Origin of the sequence: Nitrospirillum iridis (assembly GCF_014205765.1) — a bacterium.
Taxonomy (GTDB): domain Bacteria; phylum Pseudomonadota; class Alphaproteobacteria; order Azospirillales; family Azospirillaceae; genus Nitrospirillum; species Nitrospirillum iridis.
In genome coordinates this window covers 167,640-190,643 of record NZ_JACIIZ010000014.1, presented here as the reverse complement: position 1 = coordinate 190,643, position 23,004 = coordinate 167,640, and the positions used below count along the sequence as shown (strand labels likewise).

Sequence of the window (23,004 nt, the reverse complement as noted above, 5' to 3'; positions counted from 1 at the left end):
GTGAAGCTTCTCCACGATGTTCCGGCCCTATGGGCGCTGTGAGACGAGGAGAGAACCAGGCCATGTCCTATCGCAAAATCCTGACGGTGCTGACCGGTGGCGGCGGTGATCGCGCGGCGCTGGCGGCGGCCTTCGCGCTGGCATCGCCGGTTGAGGGCGGGGCCCACATCCTGGCCCTGGTGCCCAACCCCGACCCGCGGGAGGCCGTGCCCGCGCTGGGTGAGGGCGTGTCGGGCCCCCTGGTCGAGCAGATCATGGCCATGGTGGAACAGGAATCGGCCAATCATCGCACCCGGGCACGCCAGGCCTTCGACGCCGCCATGGCGGCGGCGCGGGCCACCCCCGCCGACCAGGCGCCGGGCCCGGGCGGCCTGACCGGCGAATTCCGTGAGGCGCTGGGCAACCAGGAGGATACCGCCGTATGCGAGGCCCGCCTGGCGGACGTCAGCGTCATGACCCAGGTTGATGAGGCGGCGGGTGGCGAGGCGCTGCTGATGCTGGAAGCCATCCTGCTGGACAGCGCCCGGCCTTTGCTGGTGGTGCCCAAGACCTTCGCGCCCGGCGGTGTCCTGGGCCGGCATGTCGCTGTCGCCTGGAACGGCAGCCGCGAATCCACCCAGGCCGTTGTGCAGTCCCTGCCGCTGCTGGCGGCGGCGGAGACGGTGACCGTCATCGCGGTGGAAACCTCCAAGACCCGGGGAGCCGCGGGGCGCGATCTGGCGGATTACCTGGCGTGGCGCGGCATCAAGGCGCAGGTGCGCCAGCCGGCCGGCGCGGGCCAGCCGGTGGGGGCCACGCTGCTGACCACGGCCGGGGCGGCCGGCGCCGACCTGCTGGTGCTGGGCGGCTACGGCCATAGCCGCTTGCGCGAAATGATCCTGGGCGGCGTCACCCGCCACGTCCTCTACAACGCGGCCATCCCGGTGCTGCTGGCCCATTGAACCGGGGTGCGGCATTCTGTCGCGATGGGCGAAGGGCATGATCCCATCATGCGTCGCCAGTGGACGGGATGCCGCCTTTCTATCTGCTGAAACAAAGGGCTGTGGGGCGCGACTACCAAAGTAGTTATCGCGCCGAAGGGCAGACCATTAACGCATTAATGCAACGCATTATTGCCTTCTCCCTCCTCCTTGACATACCCCTGAAGGATTAGAGCGGTCCGTCAGATGGGCGATCCGCACAAGAGATGGGGGTTAGTTGATGATCAGGGCCTTCGCTGCGCTGGTGGCGATTTCGATGTTGGCTGGTTGCGCGCTGAGTGAAGACGTGGCGACCGTGAAATACGTGCCCACCCACGCCGTCGCGGTCGCCGACGCTAAACCGGTGGGGCTGACCGTGGTGGACGCCCGGACGAGCGACCGGAACCGTATTTCGGCCAAGATCAACGGCTTCGGTACGGAGATGGCTGCCATCCGCTCCGACAAGGACGTGCCGTCCATCGTGACCGACGCGCTCAAGACGGAACTGGAGGCGCGCGGTTTCCATGTCCAGGCTGGTGGCCGTCCGGTCACGGTTTCCATCAACCAGTTCTACAACCAGTATGGCGCCGGCGTTTTCTCCGGCACCGCCACGGGCGACGTGAACCTGACCATTTCCGTGGGCGGCGGCGCCGCCTATTCCCAGACCTATGCCGGCACGGCCAAGAAGACCATCCTGATGGCCAATGGCTCCAACGCGGCGGAAACCGTCGCCAGCGCCCTGAACGACGCGGTTGCCAAGATGTTCGCTGACCCGGCGTTCGTCGCCACGCTGACCGGCAAGCCGGCACCCGTGGTGTCAGCTCCCGCCACGACGGCCAGCCCCACGAGCTGACCGCGGGATCAGACGGTGTGGTGACCGGCGGTCAGGCTTTGCCTCCGCCGGTTTCCACTCAATGGTCCTTCTTCGGTTCGGCCTTGAAGGCCTGCTCACAGACCTGGGTGGCGAAAGCCTGAGCCATTTGACCCTCGGCCCCACTCAAGCCGATGGCTCCGAGCACCCCGGCGGCGCCAACCGACCGGTTGATGTCGTAGTCGCCGGCCAGTGTGCCGGTCGCGGGGTCGACCAGCTGGATCGAACCGCGAACGATGTTGGAATCGCCGAGCAGAACGGCTCTGCCCGCGTTCTCACCATGGAAGCGGGCGACACGGACCTCCATGCGCAGCGGGCGGCTCCCCTTGGCGCACTTCGCCAGTTCGCTGTGCAGAGCCAGTTCCAGCTTGCCCTTGAACTCGGGCGAGGCGTCCGGTGGCAAGGCTTTGAATTCGATGTCGGAGACGTGGCTGTCACGGGAAACGTCAGCGGGCAAGGCTTTCACCGCTTCGCTGCTGCTGTAGGGAACGCAACCGGCGAGCAGGGGGACCAGAAGAAAAGGAAGTGGCGCCAGCGCCTTTATGTTCATGAATGTCATGGCGTCCATCATGGGGGTAAAATAATCCCCACACCATATATTCAGTTGTCTTGCGTGTGAATTAATAAAATAAAAGAAACGCCGCATCAGTATTGATGATGCGGCGCACCTTGCGCCTTGTCTTTTTTCAGCCCGCCAAACTCTTCGACGCGATCTCATAGACATCGCGCGACAGGCCGGCGGTACCCACGATGCGTTCCAGGGCCGCGCGGGCGTGTTGCTGGCGGATGGAATCGTAGGGGCGCCAGCGGGCCAGCGGCTTGACCATGCGGCTGGCCACCTGCGGGTTCAGCTTGTCCAGGGTCAGCACCGTGTCGGCCAGGAAGGCGTAGCCGGCGCCATCCGCCGCGTGGAACTTGGACGGGTTGGCGGCGAAGCTGCCCACCAGGGCGTAGACCTTGTTGGGATTGCGGATGGAAAAGGACGGGTGGTCCAGCAGGGCCCGCACCCGCTCCAGCGTGTCCGGCCGGTCGCTCAGCGCCTGCACGGCGAACCATTTGTCCATCACCAGCGCCTCGCCCTTCCAGCGGTCGGCGAAATGGGCCAGGCAGTCGGCCCGCTCCGCCATGTCGCTGTCGGCGATCAGGGCCAACGCCGCGATGGCGTCCGTCATGGTCGCGGCACCCTGGTACTGCGCCAGGCACAGGGCGCGGGCGGGGGCGTCGTCCAGCGCCATCAGATAGGCCAGCGCCGCGTTCTTCAGCGCCCGTCGCCCCATGGCTTCGGGCGTGATGGTGAAGGCGCCGTCGGTGCGGTTGCCGTCATAGGTCTTGAGGAAGGCGCCGTTCAGCGCCGTCGCCAATGCGCGGCGCAAGGCCTGGCGGGCGGCATGGATGCCGTCCACATCGACCAGCGGCCGCTGTTGGCCGAGATAGGCTTCCGTCGGCAGGGCTAGGGCCAGGGCGGCGAAGGCCCGGTCCTCGCCGCCACGCGCCAGGGTCTGGGCGGTGGCGTCGATGTAGGCCTGGGGCGGGGCGGCGGTCCCCCCCTGGGCGCGGGCGTCCACATCGGCCAGGATCAGGCGGGTTGCCAGGGTCTGGCCCGCTTCCCACCGGTTGAACGGGTCGCTGTCATGGGCCATCAGGAAGGTCAGCGCCGCGTCGTCCTGGGTGAAGGCCAGGCGCACGGGGGCGGAGAACCCCCGCAGCAGGGAGGGCACGGGCGGCTGGGCCACGCCGGTGAAACGGAAGGTCTGTTCCGCCGCCGTCAAGGCCAGCGTGCGGGTGGTGGCGCCGGCACCCGTCGCGCCTTCCGGCTCGCCTTCCAGCGTCAGGGGCAGGTCGCGGCCATCCGGGCCCACCAGGCCCAGGGTCACGGGGATGACCATGGGCAGCTTGTCCGGCTGGCCCGGCGTGGCCGGCACCGTCTGGCGCAGGGTCAGGGCATAGGTCCCCGTGGCGGCGTCGTGCCGGCCCTCGCCTGACACGGTGGGGGTGCCCGCCTGGGTGTACCAGCGCTGGAACTGCGCCCACAGCGGGTCCGTCACCTGGGCGCCATTGGCCTCCACCAAGGCGGCCAGGAAGTCGTCGGTGGTCACCGCCTGGCCGTCATGGCGGGCGAAATAGAGGTCGATGCCCTTGCGATACCCCGCGGCCCCCAGCAGGGTGCGGTACAGGCGCAACACCTCCGCCCCCTTCTCATAGACGGTGGGGGTGTAGAAGTTGCTGATCTCGATATAGCTTTCCGGTCGCACGGAATGGGCGGTGGGGCCGGAATCCTCGATGAACTGCACCTGGCGCAGGCGCTGCACATCCTGGATGCGCTTCACCGGGGCGGAGTTCATGTCGGCGGAGAATTCCTGGTCGCGGAAGACGGTCAGGCCTTCCTTCAGGCTCAGCTGGAACCAGTCGCGGCAGGTGACGCGGTTGCCCGTCCAGTTATGGAAATATTCATGCGCCACCACCGTCTCGATGCCGAGGAAGTCGGTGTCGGTGGCGGTCTCCGGCTGGGCCAGGATGTATTTGGTGTTGAAGACGTTCAGGCTCTTGTTCTCCATCGCCCCCATGTTGAAGTCCGACACGGCGACGATGTTGAAGATGTCCAGATCATATTCCAGGCCATAGACGTCCTCGTCCCACTTCATGGATTTCTTCAGCGATTCCATGGCGTGGCCGCACTTGGCCTCGTTGCCCGGCTCCACATAGATGCGCAGGGTGACGGCGCGGCCCGAGCGGGTGGTGAAGCGGTCCTCGATATGCACCAAGGACCCGGCGACCAGGGCGAACAGATAGCAGGGCTTGGGCCAGGGGTCCTCCCACCGCGCCCAGTGGCGGCCGGGTTCCGTGGCGCTGGCGCCGCTGGCGGTCAGGTTGCCGTTGGACAGCAGCACGGGATAGCGCGCCTGTTCCGCTTCGATGGTGGTGGTGTACCGGGCCATCACGTCCGGCCGGTCCAGGAAATAGGTGATCTTGCGGAAGCCCTCGGCCTCGCACTGGGTGCAATAGTTGCCGGAGGACTTGTACAGCCCCTCCAGCGCCGTGTTGTCCTGTGGCCGGGTACGGGTGGTGATCTCCACCGTGGCGGCGTCCGGCAGGCCCGTGAGGGTCAGGCGGTCCGGCGTCAGGGTGTAGTCGTCGGGACCCAGCAGGCGGTTGTCCACCCGCACGGCCAGCAACTCCAGCTCCTGCCCGTCCAGAACCAGCGCGGTGGCGGGGCCCTGGGTGTTGGGGCCCGGGGTGTTGGGCCCCTGGGCGTTGGGCCCCTGGGCGTTGGGATTGCGGCGGACGGCGAGCGTGGCGCGGACGGTGGCCGCTTCCTCCCGCAGGTCGACATGCAGGTCCACCGTGTCGATCAGCCACGCCGGCGGCGTGTGGTCGCGAAGGTGGATGGCGTGGGGGGTGGCCGTATCCTGGCGGCTGTCCATGGGCGGGGGTTCCGTGTGCGGCGGGGGGGCAATGGCGCTTCCGGGCAGGATAGGGGACGGTGGGCGGGACCGCCAACCCCGTTTCCCCGCGCCGGCCGGCATCCGCAACCCTCGTCTGCCTTCTCCGCTTGGGCAGGGGAACTGTTCTGATGGCTTAGGCGGTTATTTTCCCCGGGCCGCCTACGGCCTTAGGCTGTATCCTTTGGGCACCAGCGATAGAGGTATGTCAGGGTCAGAGGGGCCAGTGCACGTTGCGCAGTCGGATCTGGTGGTCTTGGCCGTCGCGGGCGCCGTCCTGGCCGCCATCGCGCTGCTGGAAGTGCTGCGCCTGGTGATCACTGACATCTACGAATGGGCGGCCAAATACCGGCAGATCAAGTATGAGATCCACCAGACCCGCCGGACGACGGAGCAGCTGTGGGCCCTGAACCGGGCCAATGCCGCCTTGAGGGACCGGCGCAACGCCGAGCGGTTCCGCCTGAACACCATCCTGCACCGGATGGAACAGGAATGTGAGGAATTGGAGCGCCGCCGGGTGGAGGTGTGGCACGAGGTGGGTGACGCCACCTTGGACGACCAGCTCTATCTGGCCGATCTCACCAACCGCAGCCTGACGGAGCGGGCGGCGGCGGGGGCGGAGGAAATCTGCCCGGTCTGGCGCTACACCCACCGGGTGCGGGTCTGGGCCGGCAATGAGCGCCAGGCGCGCTCCCGCCTGCTGCTGGTCTTCAGCCCCAAGGACGGCTTCACCATCAACAACCTGCGGGCCGCCCAGGGCTTCAAGGCGGTGGCGGAGGCCGCGGCCGCCGGCCGGTCGCCGGCGCAGGCCCGCATGGTCAGGCCCCATCGGCGCATGGTGCGGTGATGAGCGGCGGGTACAGCAACCTCAACTTCATGGTCTTCATCATCCTGGCCGTGGGCGGCGTCTTCCTGGTCCTCTCCGGGCGCCGCATCCTGGCGCGCATTCGCGAGACGGAACGGCGGATCGCCGCGACGGTGGACGAGAAGAACGAGGTGGCCGCCGACCTGCGGGTGGCCCGCCAGCAGGAGGAACAGCTGGCCAAGGCCCTGGAGGAGGGGGAAGAGGCGCTGCGCGAGATCGCCCGCCGGACGGACGAGGTGCAACACCGTATGGCAGTGCTGCGCCAGACCGCCCCCCGGCCCTTGAACCTGGTCGCCCTTGAGTGGGCCCCGGGCGATCATTTGTTCGAGGCGCATCTGCGCACCACCGTGGCCCCGCGCCAGGTCGGCCGCCCGCAGGGTGGCATGGCGGAAGCGGGATTGATCCACGGCTATGCCCCGACGGAGGCCGATTTCCGCGCCATGGTCACCAACCGCCTGTCGGCCGGCGCCGGCTATGTCATCAGCTCTGTCCTGCCCATCGCGCTGGTGGAGGATGAGGCGTCCCCGGCCGGCGCGGCGATGGCGACCCCCCCGGGCGAGGACGAGGCGCTGGTCGATCTGATCGCGGCGGACACCGGCGCAGGGGACTCCGGCCCAGGGGACTCCAGCCAGGCGGAACCAGGCCTGGCGGACTCGCCGGTGGGGCCCAAGCCCCTGCCGGTGCGCCCGCCGGCGATGACCCCGGCCCCCGCCGGGCGACGTCTTTCCCTGTCGCCCGCCCCGGCCATCGGCGGTTGATGTCCCGGCGGCCGGTCACGCCGTCCCCGCCCATCCATGCGGCCCCTCAGGACCCCGTCCCCGGAAAGTCACCCATGTCCGGCCGGCCGCATCTGCTTCTTGCGCCGGGGCCGCCCCCGGGGTATGTGCTTGCCCATGCATCAAGAGTTGAGCTGACGCTCAACGCCAACCTGCTTACCCGGCAAGGTGGCGCTTCCCCCAGGGGAAGGATGTGGCCCATCCGGCAATGAACGGGAAGCAGCCACATGTCCGTTTCGCTCTTGATCGAGACACGAGACACAAGGGTTGCCTTCCAGATGATATCCGATACGCCTCAAGCTCAGTTCGCGGCGCAGCAGTTCGCCAGCGACAATTATTCCGGTGTCTGTCCCGAGGCCTGGGCCGCCATGGCGGAGGCCAACAGCGGCCATGCCGCGGCCTATGGCGAGGATGTGTGGACGGCCCGCGCCGCCGACGCCTTCCGCCAGTTGTTCGGCACGCCGTGCGACGTCTTCTTCGCCTTCAACGGCACGGCGGCCAATTCGCTGGCCCTGGCCTCGCTATGCCAGTCGTACCACAGCGTCATCTGTTCCGCGTCCGCCCACGTGGAAACGGATGAGTGCGGCGCGCCGGAGTTCTTCTCCAACGGATCCAAGCTGCTGGTGGCCCAGACGGCCGATGGCAAGCTGACGCCGGACGCCATCCGGGCGCTGGCCACCGGCCGGTCGGACATCCATTTCCCCAAGCCGCGCGCGGTCACCATCACCCAGCCGACGGAGACGGGGCAGGTCTACAGCCTGGAGGAAATCCGGGCCATTTCCGCCGTCTGCCGGGAATTGGGCCTGCGCCTGCACATGGACGGCGCGCGGTTCGCCAACGCCTGCGCCAGCCTGGGCTGCACCCCGGCGGAGATGACCTGGGGGGCCGGCGTGGACGTGCTGTGCTTCGGCGGCACCAAGAACGGCATGGCGGTGGGCGAGGCCATCCTGTTCTTCGACAGGGCGCTGGCGGAGGATTTCGACTATCGCTGCAAGCAGGCGGGCCAGCTGGCGTCCAAGATGCGCTTCCTGTCCGCCCCCTGGGTGCGGATGCTGGAAGGCGGCGCTTGGCTGCGCAACGCTGCCCACGCCAATGCCGGGGCCCAGCGGCTGCTGGCGGGGCTGGACGGGGTGCCGGGGGTGGCGCCGATGTTCCCGGTCCAGGCCAACGCCGTCTTCCTGACGGCGCCGGCGGCCGTGCTGGACGGCCTGCGCGCACGGGGTTGGCGCTTCTACACCTTCATCGGTGGCGGCGCCCGCTTCATGTTCGCCTGGGACACCCAGCCGGAACGGGTGGATCAATTGGTCGCCGATATCAAGGAGGTCGCCCACACCCAGGCGGCGTGACCCGCTCTGGGTGCCGCCGCCGCACGGCCGGGCCATGGGCCCGGCCATTCCCACCTATACGGAAGACATACGCAGGTGCGTTGTTTTTCCCGCCTGTTAACAGCCAATTCACCGTACAACTCAAGAGCGCTTATCCAAGCGATATAGCCGTTCACTCGTAAGCCCTGTTGTTACACTTCCTTGGGGGCGTGGTGCAGATCGACAAGCCGGATCTGGTCGTCTTGACCATCGTGGGCGGCACCCTGGCGGCCGTGGTTGTGCTGGAACTGCTGCGGTTCGTTATCGGCGACGTGTACGAATGGATCGCCCGCCATGCCAAGACCAAGGCCGAAATCCAGCAGATCAGGCGCCAAGCGGAAAAGGTGATGGCCGCCAACCGCGAGGCGGGCCGCGTGCGCGATCAGCGCATCGCCATGCGCTTTCGCGAGACCAGCACGTTGCAGCGGCTGGAGGCGGAGCGTGAGCAGTTTGAAAGCCGCCGGGTTGAGGTTTGGCACGATCTGGGCGGCCCCACCGCCACCGGCCAGACGCTCTATTCCGCCGACATCACCAACAGCGCCTTGAAGAACGGCGTGATCGCGGGGATGGAGAGCATCTGCCCGCTCTGGCGGCATCTCCATCGCGCCCGCATCTGGGCCCGGACGGAGATGGAGGCGCGCACCGGCTTGCAGCAGGAATTCAGTTTGGCCGACGGCTTCACCGTCACCAATCTGCGGCCGGTGCAGGGGGCGGCACCCTCCGCCGGCCCGCAAGGGGCCGCCGCCAACCAGGCGACCCCGTCCCAGCACCGGAGACGCGACCATGCGGCTGATTGACGCCTTCGCTGAGGCCTACGCCAACCCCAATCCGCTGCATGTCGGCGCCTTGGCGCTGGGTGGTGCTGCCATGGCGTGGTCGCTGAAGCGGCTGATCGGGGAAATCCGCAAGACGGAACGCCGGGTGTCCGCGGTGCTGGAACAGCGGAACCAGGCCGCCTTCCTTCTGCGGCAGGCGCGGCAACAGGAAGGCGAACTACGCACCGCCCTGCAGGAACTGGATGGCGAGCTTGAGGACATCACCGCTCGCGCCGCCGAGATGCAGGCCAGCCGCGATGTGCTGCAGCAGGTGATTCCCCGTCATCTGAACCTGTTCTCGCAAGCCTGGTCGCGCGGCGACACCCTGTTCGAGGCGCAGGTTTGCCTGGTGGACGGGGGACGCGCCGGTCGTGGCGGCTCCCGCGCCGTTCATGGCTACGCCGCGGGTCCCAAGGACTTCCGCAACCGTCTGGCGGTCCGCTTCCCGCCCGCCACCCATCTGGTCATCGACATCACCCCCGTCGATCTGGAGGAAGTGGACATGGCCGTCACCAACCTGGGTGGCGCCAACCAGCCCTGATCCGGGCGCCGCTTGGTGCCTGTCAACGATCAGGTCCCCGCCCGCAAGACGACCCTCAATCGCCGGGTGCCACCATGCGGTCGCTTGGCCTCCTCGCCTTCCAGTCCGCTCCGCACCCCCGCAAGCTCCGGCGCCCGCCGTGGCGGGCCGCAGCGGCACGAGTCAGAATCTCGTGCCGGGGGTGTCGCGTTCCGGCGCATGGCTCATGGCTCCGATGCGACCGTCCGACCGTGCGCGCCGGTGGCGAGGCCTGAAAAGACGAAGGGCCCGGCTGTTGCCAGCCGGGCCCCTTTCCCTGACCGTGGGTGGATGGCGATGTCAGGCGGCGCGCAGCACCGACAGGAAGTTGTCGACCTGCGTGCGCAGGGCGCCGGCGTCGCTGGACAGGCGGCCCGCCGTGCCCAGCATCTGATCGGCCGCCCCACCGGTGTGCACCGCCGCTTCGGTGACGCCGGTGATGTTCGACGCGATCTCGGTGGTGCCCACGGCGGCCTGCTGCACGTTGCTGGCGATTTCCCGCGTGGCGGCCCCCTGCTCCTCCACCGCCGAGGCGATGGCGCTGGCGATCTCATTGATCTGGGTGATGGTGCCGGCGATGGCGCTGATGGAGGCGGCGGTGTCGCCGGTGGCGGCCTGGATGGCGCTGATCTGGGCCGAAATCTCCTCCGTCGCCTTGGCCGTCTGGTTGGCCAGGCTCTTCACCTCGCTGGCCACGACGGCGAAGCCCTTGCCGGCGTCACCGGCCCGCGCCGCCTCGATGGTGGCGTTCAGCGCCAACAGGTTGGTCTGGCCGGCGATGGTGGAGATCAGGGTCATGACCTCGCCGATGCGGTTGGCGGCCTGCACCAGGGACTCGACCTTGGCCTGGGTCCGCTGGGCCTCGTCGACGGCGCCGCCGGCGATGGCGGTGGACCGGGCCACCTGCTGGCCGATCTCATTGATCGAGGCGCTCAGTTCCTCCGCGGCGGCGGCCACGGTGTGCACGCTCTGCGACGCCTGTTCCACCGCGCTGGCGGCCGAGGTCACCTGGCGGGTCGTCTGTTCGGCCGTGGCGGACAGGGACTGCGCCGCCTGCTGCATTTCGGTGGAGGAGGTCGTGACACCATTCACCACGCCCATGACTGTGCGCTCGAAATCGCCGGCCAGCCGTTCCATGGCCTGGCGCTTCTCCGCCTCGGCGCGGGCCTTGGCACCCGCCTGCTCCGCCTCCAGCCGGCGCACGGCCAGGGCGTTGTCCTTGAAGATCAGCAGGGCCTTGGCCACGGCGCCCACCTCGTCCCGGCGGTCGGCACCCGTCACTTCGGTCTCCAGCTTGCCGTCGGCGATGGCGGTCATGGCGGTGGTGATACGGTTGATGGGGCGGACGGTCAGGAAGATGACGATGGCGGCCATCAGGCCGAAGCTGGCGGTCAGGCTGACGACGGCCAGAACCATCAGGGTGTGGCTGACGTTGTCGGTAATGACGTCGGTGTCGACCTTGGCCTTGTCCATGGCCGCACCATTGGCCTCCACCCGCTTCTGCAGGGCGTCCATCATGGCGACGCGGGCATCGCGGGCGGTGCCCATGGAGATTTTGGCGGCGGTGGCGTCGTCGTTACGCCGTGCCGCCTCGACCGAGGGTTCATTTGCGGCGATGTACGCCTCCAGCACCTGCTTCAGGTTCTGGTTGATGGCCCGGCGTTCCGGCGTGTCGGCCAGGCTGATCAGCGTGTCGACGTTGCCCTGGGCCTTGGCGATCTTTTCGCGATAGGTTTTCTCGAATTTGCTGAAGTCGCTTTCCACCAGGATCATGTTCTTGGCGTCGACGGTGGCGCCATTCAGCAGGCCTTGCGTCTCCAGCGCCAGCGCCTGGCGGCGCGCGTCGACCTCAATGACATGGTTGGTGGCGTCGTTCAGCTCGTTCAGGCCGTTGCGGGCCATGATGACGATCACCACGGCCACCGCCGCGATCAGGCACAGGGGAATGGCCAGCTTCACAATAAGCTTCAAATTAGCGAACCAGCGGATCATCAGTGTCTCCCAATTCCAGCGGCGGATTTATGTCCGGACTGCGACACCATGACGCGGATTGATTAAGCAGACGTTAGCGTGGCCGGGAAGATGAAGTAATGGCGGCGGCGTTGGCGCTGATCTTCCGTATAGTTTGAGCGCGGCGCGGCGCTGATCAAAGGTTCGTCTGCAAAACTGAAGTATATCTTGTCCAAAAGGATAGGATGGTGATCCATCATTTGTGATCAAAAGTGATCATCGGGCCTTCTGGGGGGTAATTAAGAAACCAACTTTAATAATGCCGGCGGCGGGGCTGGGCGGCGATCCGCCGGGCGTGTAAACGCCAAGGGCGCGGCAGGGGGGGACCCGCCGCGCCCTTGGCGCCAAGATGGATGATTGGTGGATAGAACCGGCGGCGGCCGGTCAGACGGTGAAGCTCTCGCCGCAGCCGCAGCGCCCCTTTTCATTGGGGTTGGTGAAGACGAAGCCCGACTGGAACTTGTCCTCCACGTAATCCATTTCCGTGCCCAGCAGGAACATGGTGGAGGCGGGGTCCAGCAGCAGGGTGACGCCCTTTTCCTCCACCACCTCCTCGAACGGCTTCTTGGCGTCGGCGTATTCGACGAAGTAGCTGAGGCCGGAGCAGCCGCGCGCCTTCACGCCGACGCGCAGGCCCACGGCCGGCGTCTCGCGCTGGGCCATGATCTCCTTCACCCGCGTCGCGGCGGCATCGGTCAGGCTCATGGCCTTCTTGCGTTCGATCTTGCTCATATCCACCTCCACCCGCTCATCAGAACATGTTGAGGGCGACGCGCGCCTCATCGGACATCAGGCTGGGGTTCCAGGCCGGTTCCCACACCAGGTTCACGGTCACGTCCTTGACCCCGTCGACACCGGCGACGACGCCCTGCACCTGGCCCGGCATCTCGCCCGCCACCGGGCAGCCCGGGGCGGTCAGGGTCATGTCGATCTGGACCTGGCCGTCCGCGTCGATGTCGCAGCGGTAGATCAGGCCCAGCTCATAGATGTTCACCGGGATTTCCGGGTCGTAGACGGTCTTCAGCGCCTCCGTCACGCGGTCCCCCAGGGGCGCGTCGGCGGGCAGCCTGTCCTCGTCGGCGATGGTGGCCGGCGCCCCCATGGAAACATCCGGCGCGATGGGGCGTTCCGTGGCTCCAGACATCTCGCTCACTCCGTCGTCGTCTTTTCGTCGCCGCTGATGGCGGCGTGCATGGTGTGCCAGGCCAGGGTCGCGCACTTCACGCGCATGGGGAATTCCCGCACGCCCGACAGCACGTCCAGCCGTTCCACCGCTTCCGGATCCAGGGGCCCGTGGTCGGTGTGCTCATGGTCATCCTTGGTGCACAGATCGTGGAAGTGGCCGAACAGCGCCTCGGCCTCCACCTCGGTCTTGCCTTTCAGCGTCTCCGTCATCAGCGAGGCGCTGGCCTGGCTGATGGCGCAGCCGCGGCCGTCGAAATGGGCGTCCGCCACCCGGCCGTCGGCGTCGATGGTCAGGTAGACGTTGATCTTGTCGCCGCACAGCGGGTTCTCGCCCCGGGCCATGCGGTTGAAGCTCTCCGGCTTGCCGAAGTTCCGGGGGTGCTTGCCATGGTCCAGGATCACCTCCTGGTACAGGTCGCGCAGATCGTCGAACATCAGTTGAAGAACTCCCTCACGGCCCGGACCGCGTCGACCAGGGCGTCGGCCTCGGCTTCCGTGTTGTACAGGGCGAAGCTGGCGCGGGCCGTGGCGCCCACGCCGAAGCGCTCCATCAGCGGCTCGGCGCAATGCCGGCCCACCCGCACCGCCACGCCGGCCCGGTCCACCAGCGTCCCGATGTCATGGGGGTGCACGCCGTCGATGGTGAAGGACAGGATGGCCGCCTTGGTGGGCGAGGTGCCGATCAGGCGCAGGCCATCGATGGCCCGCAGCTTCTCCGTGGCGTAGGCCAGCAGGCGCTGCTCATGGGCGTGGATGGCGCCCATGCCCAGTGCCGTCACATAGTCGATGGCGGCGCCGAAGCCGATGCCTTCCACGATGGGCGGCGTCCCGGCCTCGAACCGGTGCGGCACCTCGCGGAAGGTGGTCTCCTCGAAGCTGACGGACTGGATCATGTCGCCGCCGCCTTGATAGGGGGGCATGGACTCCAGGATCTCCGCCTTGCCGTACAGCACGCCGAAGCCGGTGGGGCCGTACAGCTTGTGCCCGGTCATGATGTAGAAGTCGGCGTCGATGGCCTGCACGTCCACCGGCATGTGCACCGCCGCCTGGCTGCCGTCGAACAGCACCTTGGCGCCGGCCGCGTGGGCCATGCGGGCGATCTCCGCCGCCGGGGTCACCGTGCCCAGCACGTTGCTGCCGTGGGTGATGGACACCAGCTTGACCTTGGGGCTTTTCAGCAGGTCGGCCAGCGCGTCCAGGTCCAGCGTGCCGTCGTCCAGCACGGGCGCCACCTTGATGACGATGCCGGTGCGGGCGCGCAGCAGCTGCCACGGCACGATGTTGGCGTGGTGCTCCATCACGCTCAGGATGATCTCGTCACCCGCCGTCAGGTGGGTGCCGCCCCAGCTGCTGGCCACCAGGTTGAAGGCCTCGGTGGCGCTGCGGGTGAAGACGATGGTGTCGCGGGAGGGCGCGTTCAGGAACGTGGCCGTCTTGTCGCGCGTCGCCTCATAGAGGGTGGTCGCGACCTGGGAGAGGTAGTGCACGCCGCGATGGACGTTGCTGTAGTCGTGCGCCATGAAATTGGCCATGGCGTCGATCACGGCGCGCGGCTTCTGGGCGCTGGCGGCATTGTCCAGATAGACCAGGGACTTGCCCGGGCGGCCCGGCTTTTCATGCACCAGGCGCGTCAGGATGGGGAAGTCCTGGCGGATCTTCTCCACGTCAAACGGGGCGTTGCTTAGGCGGGTGTCCATAAGCTCACTCCTCTACCGCCAGGTCAGCAGCGTCCACAGTGATGCCCGTCAGACGGCCGATACGATCCTGGATGCGGGACGTCGCATGGGCGCGCAGCGCGGGATCGCCGATCTCCTCCGCCACCTCGTCCAGGAAGGCGGCGATCAGCAGGGCGCGGGCGGTGTCGGCGGGTATGCCCCGGGCGCGCAGGTAGAACAGCGCGTCCTCGTCCAGCTCGCCGGCGGTGGCGCCGTGGCTGCACTTCACGTCGTCGGCGTAGATCTCCAGCTCCGGCTTGGCGTCGATCTCGGCGGTGTCGGACAGCAGCAGGGCGCGGTTCAGCTGGTGGCCGTCCGTCTTCTGCGCGTCCGGCCGCACGATGATCTTGCCCTGGAACACGGCGCGACCGTGCCCGTCGATGACGCCCTTCACCACCTCGCGGCTGGTGCAGTTGGGCGACACATGGTCGATCAGGCTGGTGAAATCGGCATGCCGGTTGCCGTCCACGCCATAGGCGCCGGAAACCCGGGTGCTGGCGTTCGAGCCTTCCAGGCGGACCTGCACGTCGGTGCGGGCGAGGCGGGCGCCGGTGGTTAGCACGAAGGTCTCATACGTCGCTGACGCCGCCACGGTGGCGGTGATCGACGCCAGGTGCAGGGCGGTCTCCGCCTCTTCCTGGAACTTGGCGTGGCGCAGCGTCGCGCCCTCGCCCACGCGGATGGCGGTGACGATGTTGGCGAAGGTGGCGCCGCCGCCCCGGCTGACGTGATGTTCCGCCACCGTGACCCGCGCGCCGGGGGCGACGTCGATCAACAGGCGGGGGTGCCAGGTGCCGTCGGCGGCGGTGGCGACGAAGACGACCTCCACCGGCTGGGCCAGATTGACACCCTCACCCACGGTCAGCACGGCCCCTTCCGCCAGGAAGGCGCCGTTCAGGGCGACCAGGCCTTGCGTCTGGCCGCGCCCGGGGTTGGGACCGACGCGTAATCCGGAGTCGGCCTTGGGCGCGGGGAAGCGGTCCAGCACCTCGGCCGCATAGGCCGGGGAGGCGTCGATCAGGCCGCGCAGGCTGTCCAGCGCCACACCCTCGGGCAGGGGGCCCACGGCGGACAGGGCGGCGTTGAACACGCCATCCACGAACACCAGGCGGTGGGTCTTGCCCGGCGCCACGCTGGGCAGGTCCCAAGCGGAGGGGGCACCGTCGCTGTTGGCCGCACTCCGCGCCGGCGCCAGGCTGATACCGGCAAGGTCGCGCAGGTTGGTGTATTTCCAGCCCTCCACCTTGGGCGTGGGCACGCCCTCGGCCAGGAAGCGGGCATAGCCGTCGGCGCGCAGCCGGTCCAGGCCGGCGGCGCCGACGCCGGGCAGGCCGGGGCTCAGGGTCTCGTACAAATCTTTCAGGGTGGCGATGGCGGCCATGGATCGCACCCCTCAGGCGGCTTCGGGCGAGCCGAATTCGGCATAGCCCTTGGCTTCAAGCTCCAGCGCCAGTTCCTTGCCGCCGCTGCGCACGATCTTGCCATAGGCCAGGACGTGCACATGGTCCGGCACGATGTAGCTCAGCAGGCGCTGGTAGTGGGTGATGACCAGCATGGAGCGTTCGGGGCCGCGCAGGCTGTTCACGCCGTCGGCCACCAGCTTCAGGGCGTCGATGTCCAGGCCGCTGTCGGTCTCGTCCAGGATGGCGAAACCGGGCTCCAGCATGGCCATCTGCAGGATGTCGTTGCGCTTCTTCTCACCGCCGGAGAAGCCCACGTTGACGGCGCGCTTGATCATGTCGTCGTTCATGTTCAGCGACTTGGCCTTGGCGCGGATCAGCTTCAGGAACTGCATGGCGTCCAGTTCGGGCAGGCCCCGGTGCTTGCGCACGGCGTTCAGCGCCGTCTTCAGGAAGGTGGTGTTGGACACGCCGGGGATTTCCACCGGGTACTGGAAGGCCAGGAACACGCCCTCGGCCGCCCGCTCCTCGGCCTCCATGGCCAGCAGGTCCTTGCCCTGGAAGGTCACGGAACCCCCGGTCACCTCATAGCCGTCACGGCCGGCCAGCACATAGGACAGGGTGCTCTTGCCCGAACCGTTCGGGCCCATGATGGCGTGCACCTCGCCCGGGTTGATGGTCAGGTTGATCCCTTTCAGGATTTCCTTGCCGTCGACGGTGGCGTGCAGGTTCTTGATTTCCAGCATCGTGTACTTCCTTGAAACCGAATTTCGTAACGGGCAGGGGCGAGGATGGCGGCCTCAGCCCACGCTGCCTTCCAGGCTGATGGCGACCAGCTTCTGCGCCTCGACCGCGAATTCCATCGGCAGCTCCTTCAGGACCTCCCGGCAGAAACCATTGACGATCAGGCCCACGGCGTCCTCTTGCGACAGGCCGCGGGCGCGGCAGTAGAACAGCTGGTCCTCGCTGATCTTGGCGGTGGTGGCCTCATGCTCCACCCGGGCGGTGCGGTTGCGGCTTTCGATGTAGGGCACGGTGTGGGCCCCGCACTTGTCGCCGATCAGCAGGCTGTCGCACTGGGTGTGGTTCCGGGCGCCCTCGGCCTTGGGCAGGATGCGCACCAGGCCGCGATAGGTGCTCTGCGCCTTGCCGGCGGAGATGCCCTTGGCCACGATGGTCGACCGGGTGTTCTTCCCGATGTGGATCATCTTCGTGCCGGTGTCGGCCTGCTGGTAGTTGTTGGTGATGGCGACGGAGTAGAACTCGCCCACCGAATTGTCGCCCTGCAGGATGCAGCTGGGATACTTCCAGGTGATGGCGGAGCCGGTTTCCACCTGCGTCCAGCTGATCTTGGAATTGCGGCCACGGCAGGCGCCGCGCTTGGTCACGAAATTGTAGATGCCGCCCTTGCCGTTCTCATCGCCCGGGTACCAGTTCTGGACGGTGGAATATTTGATGGTGGCATCGTCCATGGCCACCAGCTCCACCACCGCGGCGTGTAGCTGGTTCTCGTCGCGCATCGGGGCGGTGCAGCCCTCCAGATAGCTGACGTAGCTGCCCTCGTCGGCGATGATCAGCGTGCGCTCGAACTGCCCGGTGTTGGACGCGTTGATGCGGAAATAGGTCGACAGCTCCATCGGGCAGCGCACGCCCTTGGGGATGTAGACGAAGGAACCGTCGGTGAACACCGCGCAGTTCAGCGTGGCGTAGTAGTTGTCGGAATAGGGGACGACCGAGCCCATGTACTTGCGCACCAGCTCCGGATGCTCGCGCACCGCTTCGGAGATGGAGCAGAAGATGATGCCCTTCTCCTCCAGCTTCTTCTTGAAGGTGGTGGCGACCGACACGCTGTCGAACACGGCATCCACCGCGATGGCCGGCATGTCGCCGGCGCCGGCGACACCGGCCAGGATGGCCTGTTCCTTCAGCGGGATGCCCAGCTTCTCATAGGTCTTCAGCAGTTCGGGATCGACCTCGTCCAGGCTCTGCGGCTTGTCCTTGGCGGCCTTGGGCGCTGAGTAGTAGTGGCTGTCCTGGTAGTCGATCTTGGGGAAGTCGACCATGGCCCAGGTCGGCTCCTCCATCGTCAGCCAGTGGCGATAGGCCTGCAGGCGCCATTCCAGCAGCCACTCCGGCTCCCCCTTCTTGGCGGAGATGAAGCGGACGATGTCCTCGTTCAGGCCCTTGGGCGCCAGGTCGGACTCGATCTCGGTCGTGAAGCCGTACTTGTACTTCTGCTCCGTGACGGCGCGGACCTGTTCGACGGTCTGTTCGGTGGCGGCCATGCGTGTGATCTTCCTCGAATTCGATGGCGTCAGCCAACCCGCTCGGCCACGGGGGCGGGGCGGGGGGCCAGCGGCGCGGCCGTCTGGGATACGGCTTGCGGAAAAACGGGTTGCGACATCTCGGTCAGGCTGACGCCTTCCAGGGCGGTGCGCACGGCCCGGTTCACCCGGTCCCAATTACCCCGCCGGGGGCACAGGCTTTGCACCCCGCAGGCGCCCTCCGCCCCGTCGACGCAGTCGGTCAGGGCGATGGGGCCGTCGATGGCGGCGATGATCTGGGCGACGTTGATGTCATCCGGGTCGCGCGCCAGGCTATAGCCGCCGGCGGCCCCCCGGTGCGAGGCCATCAGGCCGTCACGGGCCAGCAGCTTCAGGATCTTGGCCACGGTCGGCGCCGGCAGGCCGGTACGCTCCGCCAGCGAGGTGGCGGTATGCGTCCCGCCCTCGCCCTGGCTCATCGTGGTCATGACCACGACGGCGTAATCGGTCATTTTGCTCAACCGGATCAACGGCCCAATCCCTCAGTGAAGCTACCGGGTCACAGTCACCGACCCGGCCCGGGGCAATCCGGACCAAATCAGTACCCTTTAAGTAGCCTCTCCATCTTCCCTGTCAAGCGGTGAAGATGGACGCAAACCTGCCATCGCCTCCCGGCGTGGGTATGCGAACACCGCGCGCGGCATGCCATGCCGCGCGTTGCTTGGGATATCAGCCCCTTCGGGGGGCACGGCCGATGCGTCAGCGCGGGGCGAAGGGCCCGACCTGCCGCGGGTAGCGCGGCCCCAGCGCGGAGGCGGGGGCGGTCACCTGGCTCTGTGGCGCCTCCCCCTCGGCGTCCAGGAAGGCGCGCAGCACGGCGGCGGCGTCGCCAGTGTTCAGATCCAGGAAGCCGTGACCCCAGCCCGGCACCTCCAGGATGCGGCTGTTGGGGGCCAGGCCGGCCGCCCGGCGGGTGTGCACGTCCAGGTCGTCGCCGGTGTTCAGGATCAGCACCGGCTGGGTCACCGCCGGCATCCGTCCGGCCAAATCATGGCTGAACGCCGCCTGGTGGCCCCATTCGCCCTTGCGCCCGGCCACCAGCAGGTCGGGGAATTTCTCCGCGATGTCCTCCACCGTCGTGCCCGGCCGCGTGTGGTGGTACAGGAAGCTTTTCCAGCGGGCCACCAGGTGGGCGCCGTCGGCCGTGATCGTCAGGCCATGATAGTAGGCGCTGAACTGCCGCCGTTCCTCGTCCGTCAGGACGGGGGCGGAGATCATCGTCAGTCGGCGCACCCGCTGGGGCATCAGGGCCGCCATCTCAACCCCAACCATCGATCCGGTATGATAGCCCAGCACGTCGACCGGCCCGGTGACGCCCAAGGCCGTCAGCCCGGCGTCCAGCGCGCGCGCGTAATCGGCGATGGTCGGCGGGGCCGCCGGCGCGTCCGATTGGCCGAAGCCGGGCGTATCGAAGGCGATGGCATCCCGATCGTCGCCCAGATCGGCCAGCAGCGCCTCGAAGGTGCGTCCCGTCATCGGGCTCATGTGGATGCACAGCAGCGGCGTATTGCCCTGAGCGTCGCGGCGGCCATCCCCAGGGGGCACGGCCCGGCGCAGATGCATCTGCCCATGGGGCCCGTCCACGTAAGCGCGCCGCACCGATGCCATTGCCCACCCTCCCACTGAATTTCAACCGCATGATATAAGAGTATATCAATAGGGCCAAGATGGGGCGATGTCCAGGGCTGACGGTGCCGTCCGGGGTAACTCCTTCCCCGGGGTGTGCCGGGTCTTGCGGCTGGGCGTTAACCCGTTATGACCCCAGCGGGTGGCCATTGCCGTGCAGCATGCCCGATCGTCGTTTGACCCTGGCCGGTGACCGGCGCACGATTTGTTTCAGGAGGCGGGCCCACAAGCTCGCGCTTGAACCGAACGAAACCCCCTGCATGGTGGGACGTCCGGAAATACGGTCGGATCTATCGCGGCAAAGCGGCCGCCCCGAGGGCGGCGTCGAGGCTTGTGCCCATCCGACTGAGAAAAAACGGCGGACCAGGTTGGATGCCCTTAGGGGCCCGAACCTGATCCGCCGTTTTTAATTATTGGTGTTTTTTCGTTTGCCTCATGCGCCGACGGGCGGCCACCCCTTGGCTTGTCCGCCCTTTTCGGTCCGCTTCGATTTGGGAGAGGGCCGGTTGGGGAGACGGGGCTATCCCAGCTTCAGGCCGACATCCCAATAGGGGTTGGGGTGGAAGCGGTCGGCCAGGAAGTCGACAAAGACGCGGACCTTGGACGACAGGTGGCGGTTGGCGGGGAAGACGGCGCTGATGGTGCTGCGCGACACCGCCCATTCCTGCAGGATGGGCACCACCCGGCCCTCCGCCAGCGCCTTGCCGCAGATGAAGGTGGGCAGGGCGACGATGCCGACGCCCGCGCAAGCGGCTTCCAACAGCACGTCGCCGTTGTTGGCGCGCAGCCGGGCGTTGACCTTGATCAGGCGGGTGGCGACGTCCATGTCGTGGTTGCCGCCGCGTGCCGCCCCCGGCGTCAGCGGCGTGGCGCGGAACGGCCACTGGGTCCCCTGTGGCATGTTGGTGTAGATCAGGCAGTCGTGCTGGGTCAGGTCCTCCGGCGCGCGCGGCACGCCCCGCCGGGTCAGATAGGCCGGGCTGGCGGCGTGCACCAGCCGCGCGGGGCAGATGCGCTTGGCCACCAACGAGCTATCCTTCAACTGGCCGATGCGCACGGCCACGTCGTAGCCCTCGTCCACCAGGTCGACGAAGCGGTCGTTCAGGTCCATCTCCACCTCGATATCGGGGAAGGCGGACAGGAAGTCGGCGATGGCGGGGCCCAGATGCTTCATGCCGAAGCTCATGGGGGCGGCCACCTTCAGCACCCCCCGGGGGGCGGCCTGCAGGCTGGCGACGGAGCGGTCGGCCTCGTCGACGTCCGACAGGATCTGCTGGACCCGCACCAGATAGGTCTCCCCCGCCTCGGTCAGGCTGATGCGCCGGGTGGTCCGGTTCAGCAGGCGGGCGCCCAGCCGCGCCTCCAGGTCCGTCATGCGCCGGCTGGCGGCGGAGCGGGACAGGCCCAGCTTGGCCGCCGCGACCGTGAAACTGCGGGTTTCCGCCACGCGGGCGAACAGGGCCATGTCATCCAGACGGTCCATGGAAGGTCCCTCGGGGGAGTGTTGGGGGATTGTTGCGGCACGTGGAACAATTTTATGCCCAGTCCCCGGATTATCCGCAATTGGGAACGCGTCTATGGTCTGTCCATCGCAACGCCGCGCGGCATTCAGACGCATCGCCGGCCCTATCGCATGATGGAGAGATGGCAATGGCCAAGGTTCTCGTTCTCTACTACAGCAGCTACGGCCACATCGAGACCATGGCCAAGGCCGTGGCCGAGGGCGCCCGGTCGGTGGCGGGTACCGAGGTGGTGGTGAAGCGCGTGCCCGAACTGGTGCCGGCCGACGTGGCGCGGAAGGCCGGCATCAAGCTGGACCAGGACGCCCCCGTCGCCACCGTGGATGAACTGCCGGACTATGACGCCATCATCTTCGGCACGCCCACCCGTTTCGGCATGATGGCGTCGCAGATGCGCAACTTCCTGGACCAGACCGGCGGCCTCTGGTTCAAGGGCGCCCTGATCGGCAAGGTGGGCAGCGTGTTCGTCTCTTCCGCCACCCAGCATGGCGGGCAGGAAAGCACCATCCTGTCCTTCCACACCACCCTGCTGCACCAGGGCATGGTCATCGTCGGCCTGCCGTACAGCTTCCAGGGCCAGACCAACAATGCCGAGGTGACCGGCGGCAGCCCCTATGGCGCCAGCACCATCGCCAACGGCGACGGTTCGCGCCAGCCCAGCGAGAACGAGCTGGCCGGCGCGCGCTTCCAGGGGGCCCACGTCGCCGCCATCGCCGCCAAGCTGGCCGGCTGACCTTTCGCCGGGGGTTCAGCGGCGGGCCGTCCCCCTGGTGCCGTCTCCCGGCGCCGTCTGCCGGGGGGCGGCCCGTTCGCGTCTCGGAACGCTTGCGGTTCGGGCGCCGCCGTCTCATATCCTGACGCACCGTCTTTGCGTGGAAGGGGTGGAAGGATGTTGGCTGCGGATGCCCGGTTGCGGGTGGGGATCGCCGGGGTGATCGGCGCGGTGGCGGTGTCGGCCGGCGCTTTCGCGGTGCATGGCCTGGGCGCCGTGCGCAACGCCCACGCGGTGGAGCTGTGGCAGACCGCCAGCCAGTACCAGCTGATGCACGCCGGCGCCGCCGTGGCCGCCGCCCTGGGCGGTCATCTGCTGGCGCCTCGCCTCGCCGCCCTGGCCGGCTGGCTGTTCCTGCTGGGTTGCGTGCTGTTCGGCGGCGCGCTGTACGGCCTGGGCTGGTGGGGGCCCAGCGCGCTGGGCGCGGTGGCGCCCTTGGGCGGCTTCAGCATGATCCTGGGTTGGCTGGCGCTGGCGGCGGCGGCGCTGAAGGTGCCCCGATGAGCGACGATCGCGGCCTGGACTGCCGGGGGCTGGTCTGTCCCCTGCCGGTGCTGCGGGCGCGCAAGGCGCTGATGGCCATGGCGCCGGGGGCGGTCCTGACCCTGCTGGCCACCGATGCCGCCGCCATGCTCGATGTGCCGGCCTTCTGCCAGTCCGCCGGCCACGCCTTGCTGGCGACGGAGGAGGCCGGCGGGGTGCTCACCTTCACCATACGCCGGGCGGGACAGGGGTGATCTGGATCATTCTCGCGGGCGCGCGCCGTGTAGGCACTGGCGGGGGCCGGGGCGTATCGGTGATGA

23 protein-coding genes and 1 riboswitch are annotated in these 23,004 nt (G+C 67.8%); of the genes, 10 read left to right on the top strand and 13 right to left on the bottom strand.

Annotated elements, in window-relative coordinates; genetic code table 11:
* Positions 1-62 precede the first annotated feature (62 nt).
* Together FHS74_RS22735 and FHS74_RS22730 are read left to right on the top strand one after the other, a co-directional pair.
* Positions 63-941: a universal stress protein gene (locus tag FHS74_RS22735; RefSeq protein ID WP_184805675.1), complete on the top strand. Its 879-nt coding sequence runs from the start codon at positions 63-65 to the stop codon at positions 939-941.
* 259 nt (positions 942-1,200) lie between these two features.
* Complete coding sequence (locus FHS74_RS22730; RefSeq protein ID WP_184805672.1) at positions 1,201-1,812, top strand: YajG family lipoprotein; 612 nt, start codon at positions 1,201-1,203, stop codon at positions 1,810-1,812.
* 58 nt (positions 1,813-1,870) lie between these two features.
* On the opposite strand, the gene FHS74_RS22725 is transcribed toward FHS74_RS22730, so the two are convergent.
* Positions 1,871-2,401, bottom strand: a complete 531-nt coding sequence (locus tag FHS74_RS22725; protein WP_184805669.1) for a hypothetical protein — start codon at positions 2,399-2,401, stop codon at positions 1,871-1,873.
* A gap of 115 nt (positions 2,402-2,516) precedes the next feature.
* On the bottom strand, positions 2,517-5,252 hold the full coding sequence (pepN, locus tag FHS74_RS22720; RefSeq protein WP_184805667.1) for an aminopeptidase N: 2,736 nt from the start codon (positions 5,250-5,252) through the stop codon (positions 2,517-2,519).
* 244 nt (positions 5,253-5,496) lie between these two features.
* Here pepN and FHS74_RS22715 point away from each other — a divergent pair, with 244 nt between their 5' ends.
* From FHS74_RS22715 to FHS74_RS22695, 5 genes are all read left to right on the top strand, one after another.
* The gene (locus FHS74_RS22715) at positions 5,497-6,117 is read left to right on the top strand and encodes a hypothetical protein (protein ID WP_184805663.1); all 621 of its coding nucleotides are present in this window, start codon (positions 5,497-5,499) and stop codon (positions 6,115-6,117) included.
* On the top strand, positions 6,117-6,893 hold the full coding sequence (locus FHS74_RS22710) for a hypothetical protein (RefSeq protein WP_184805661.1): 777 nt from the start codon (positions 6,117-6,119) through the stop codon (positions 6,891-6,893). The genes FHS74_RS22715 and FHS74_RS22710 overlap by 1 nt, the downstream gene beginning before the upstream one ends.
* Positions 6,894-7,025: 132 nt before the next feature.
* A riboswitch (SAM-I-IV-variant riboswitch) is annotated at positions 7,026-7,134 on the top strand.
* A 55-nt stretch (positions 7,135-7,189) separates the two neighbouring features.
* A complete protein-coding gene (locus tag FHS74_RS22705; RefSeq protein WP_184805659.1) occupies positions 7,190-8,257 on the top strand; it encodes a threonine aldolase family protein in 1,068 nt (355 codons plus the stop codon).
* Positions 8,258-8,424: 167 nt separating this feature from the next.
* Entirely contained in the window at positions 8,425-9,072 is a 648-nt protein-coding gene (locus FHS74_RS22700) for a hypothetical protein (RefSeq protein ID WP_184805657.1), read from the top strand.
* A complete protein-coding gene (locus FHS74_RS22695) occupies positions 9,059-9,631 on the top strand; it encodes a hypothetical protein (RefSeq protein WP_184805655.1) in 573 nt (190 codons plus the stop codon). The genes FHS74_RS22700 and FHS74_RS22695 overlap by 14 nt, the downstream gene beginning before the upstream one ends.
* A gap of 318 nt (positions 9,632-9,949) precedes the next feature.
* Here FHS74_RS22695 and FHS74_RS22690 read toward each other — a convergent pair whose 3' ends face one another.
* The 11 genes from FHS74_RS22690 to FHS74_RS22640 form a co-directional block, all read right to left on the bottom strand.
* Positions 9,950-11,641, bottom strand: coding sequence for a methyl-accepting chemotaxis protein (locus FHS74_RS22690; protein ID WP_184805653.1), 1,692 nt, complete (start codon positions 11,639-11,641; stop codon positions 9,950-9,952).
* A 402-nt stretch (positions 11,642-12,043) separates the two neighbouring features.
* Complete coding sequence (locus tag FHS74_RS22685) at positions 12,044-12,391, bottom strand: HesB/IscA family protein (RefSeq protein ID WP_184805651.1); 348 nt, start codon at positions 12,389-12,391, stop codon at positions 12,044-12,046.
* Positions 12,392-12,410: 19 nt separating this feature from the next.
* Positions 12,411-12,803, bottom strand: coding sequence for an SUF system Fe-S cluster assembly protein (locus FHS74_RS22680; RefSeq protein ID WP_184805649.1), 393 nt, complete (start codon positions 12,801-12,803; stop codon positions 12,411-12,413).
* Positions 12,804-12,808: 5 nt separating this feature from the next.
* Positions 12,809-13,279 (bottom strand): Fe-S cluster assembly sulfur transfer protein SufU, encoded by a 471-nt coding sequence (gene sufU / locus FHS74_RS22675; protein ID WP_184805647.1) that lies wholly within the window; start codon positions 13,277-13,279, stop codon positions 12,809-12,811.
* Entirely contained in the window at positions 13,279-14,541 is a 1,263-nt protein-coding gene (locus FHS74_RS22670) for a cysteine desulfurase (protein ID WP_184805645.1), read from the bottom strand. Before FHS74_RS22670 ends, sufU begins: the two co-directional genes overlap by 1 nt.
* A 4-nt stretch (positions 14,542-14,545) precedes the next feature.
* The gene (gene sufD / locus FHS74_RS22665) at positions 14,546-15,940 is read right to left on the bottom strand and encodes a Fe-S cluster assembly protein SufD (protein ID WP_184805642.1); all 1,395 of its coding nucleotides are present in this window, start codon (positions 15,938-15,940) and stop codon (positions 14,546-14,548) included.
* Between the two features lie 12 nt (positions 15,941-15,952).
* A complete protein-coding gene (gene sufC, locus FHS74_RS22660) occupies positions 15,953-16,705 on the bottom strand; it encodes a Fe-S cluster assembly ATPase SufC (protein ID WP_184805639.1) in 753 nt (250 codons plus the stop codon).
* A 54-nt stretch (positions 16,706-16,759) separates the two neighbouring features.
* A complete protein-coding gene (sufB, locus tag FHS74_RS22655; protein ID WP_184805635.1) occupies positions 16,760-18,244 on the bottom strand; it encodes a Fe-S cluster assembly protein SufB in 1,485 nt (494 codons plus the stop codon).
* 29 nt (positions 18,245-18,273) lie between these two features.
* On the bottom strand, positions 18,274-18,753 hold the full coding sequence (locus tag FHS74_RS22650; protein ID WP_184805632.1) for an SUF system Fe-S cluster assembly regulator: 480 nt from the start codon (positions 18,751-18,753) through the stop codon (positions 18,274-18,276).
* 229 nt (positions 18,754-18,982) lie between these two features.
* On the bottom strand, positions 18,983-19,891 hold the full coding sequence (locus FHS74_RS22645; protein WP_184805629.1) for an alpha/beta fold hydrolase: 909 nt from the start codon (positions 19,889-19,891) through the stop codon (positions 18,983-18,985).
* A gap of 538 nt (positions 19,892-20,429) precedes the next feature.
* Entirely contained in the window at positions 20,430-21,392 is a 963-nt protein-coding gene (locus FHS74_RS22640; protein ID WP_184805627.1) for a LysR family transcriptional regulator, read from the bottom strand.
* Between the two features lie 167 nt (positions 21,393-21,559).
* Between FHS74_RS22640 and wrbA the strand changes: the two genes are divergently transcribed.
* The 3 genes from wrbA to FHS74_RS22625 all read left to right on the top strand — a co-directional run bounded on the left by wrbA (position 21,560) and on the right by FHS74_RS22625 (position 22,938).
* Positions 21,560-22,162 carry an NAD(P)H:quinone oxidoreductase gene (wrbA, locus tag FHS74_RS22635; protein ID WP_184805625.1) on the top strand — a complete coding sequence of 201 codons (603 nt, stop codon included), beginning with the start codon at positions 21,560-21,562 and terminating at the stop codon, positions 22,160-22,162.
* A 156-nt stretch (positions 22,163-22,318) separates the two neighbouring features.
* Positions 22,319-22,705, top strand: coding sequence for a DUF423 domain-containing protein (locus tag FHS74_RS22630; protein WP_184805622.1), 387 nt, complete (start codon positions 22,319-22,321; stop codon positions 22,703-22,705).
* Complete coding sequence (locus FHS74_RS22625) at positions 22,702-22,938, top strand: sulfurtransferase TusA family protein (protein WP_184805619.1); 237 nt, start codon at positions 22,702-22,704, stop codon at positions 22,936-22,938. Before FHS74_RS22630 ends, FHS74_RS22625 begins: the two co-directional genes overlap by 4 nt.
* The last annotated feature ends 66 nt before the right edge of the window (positions 22,939-23,004 follow it).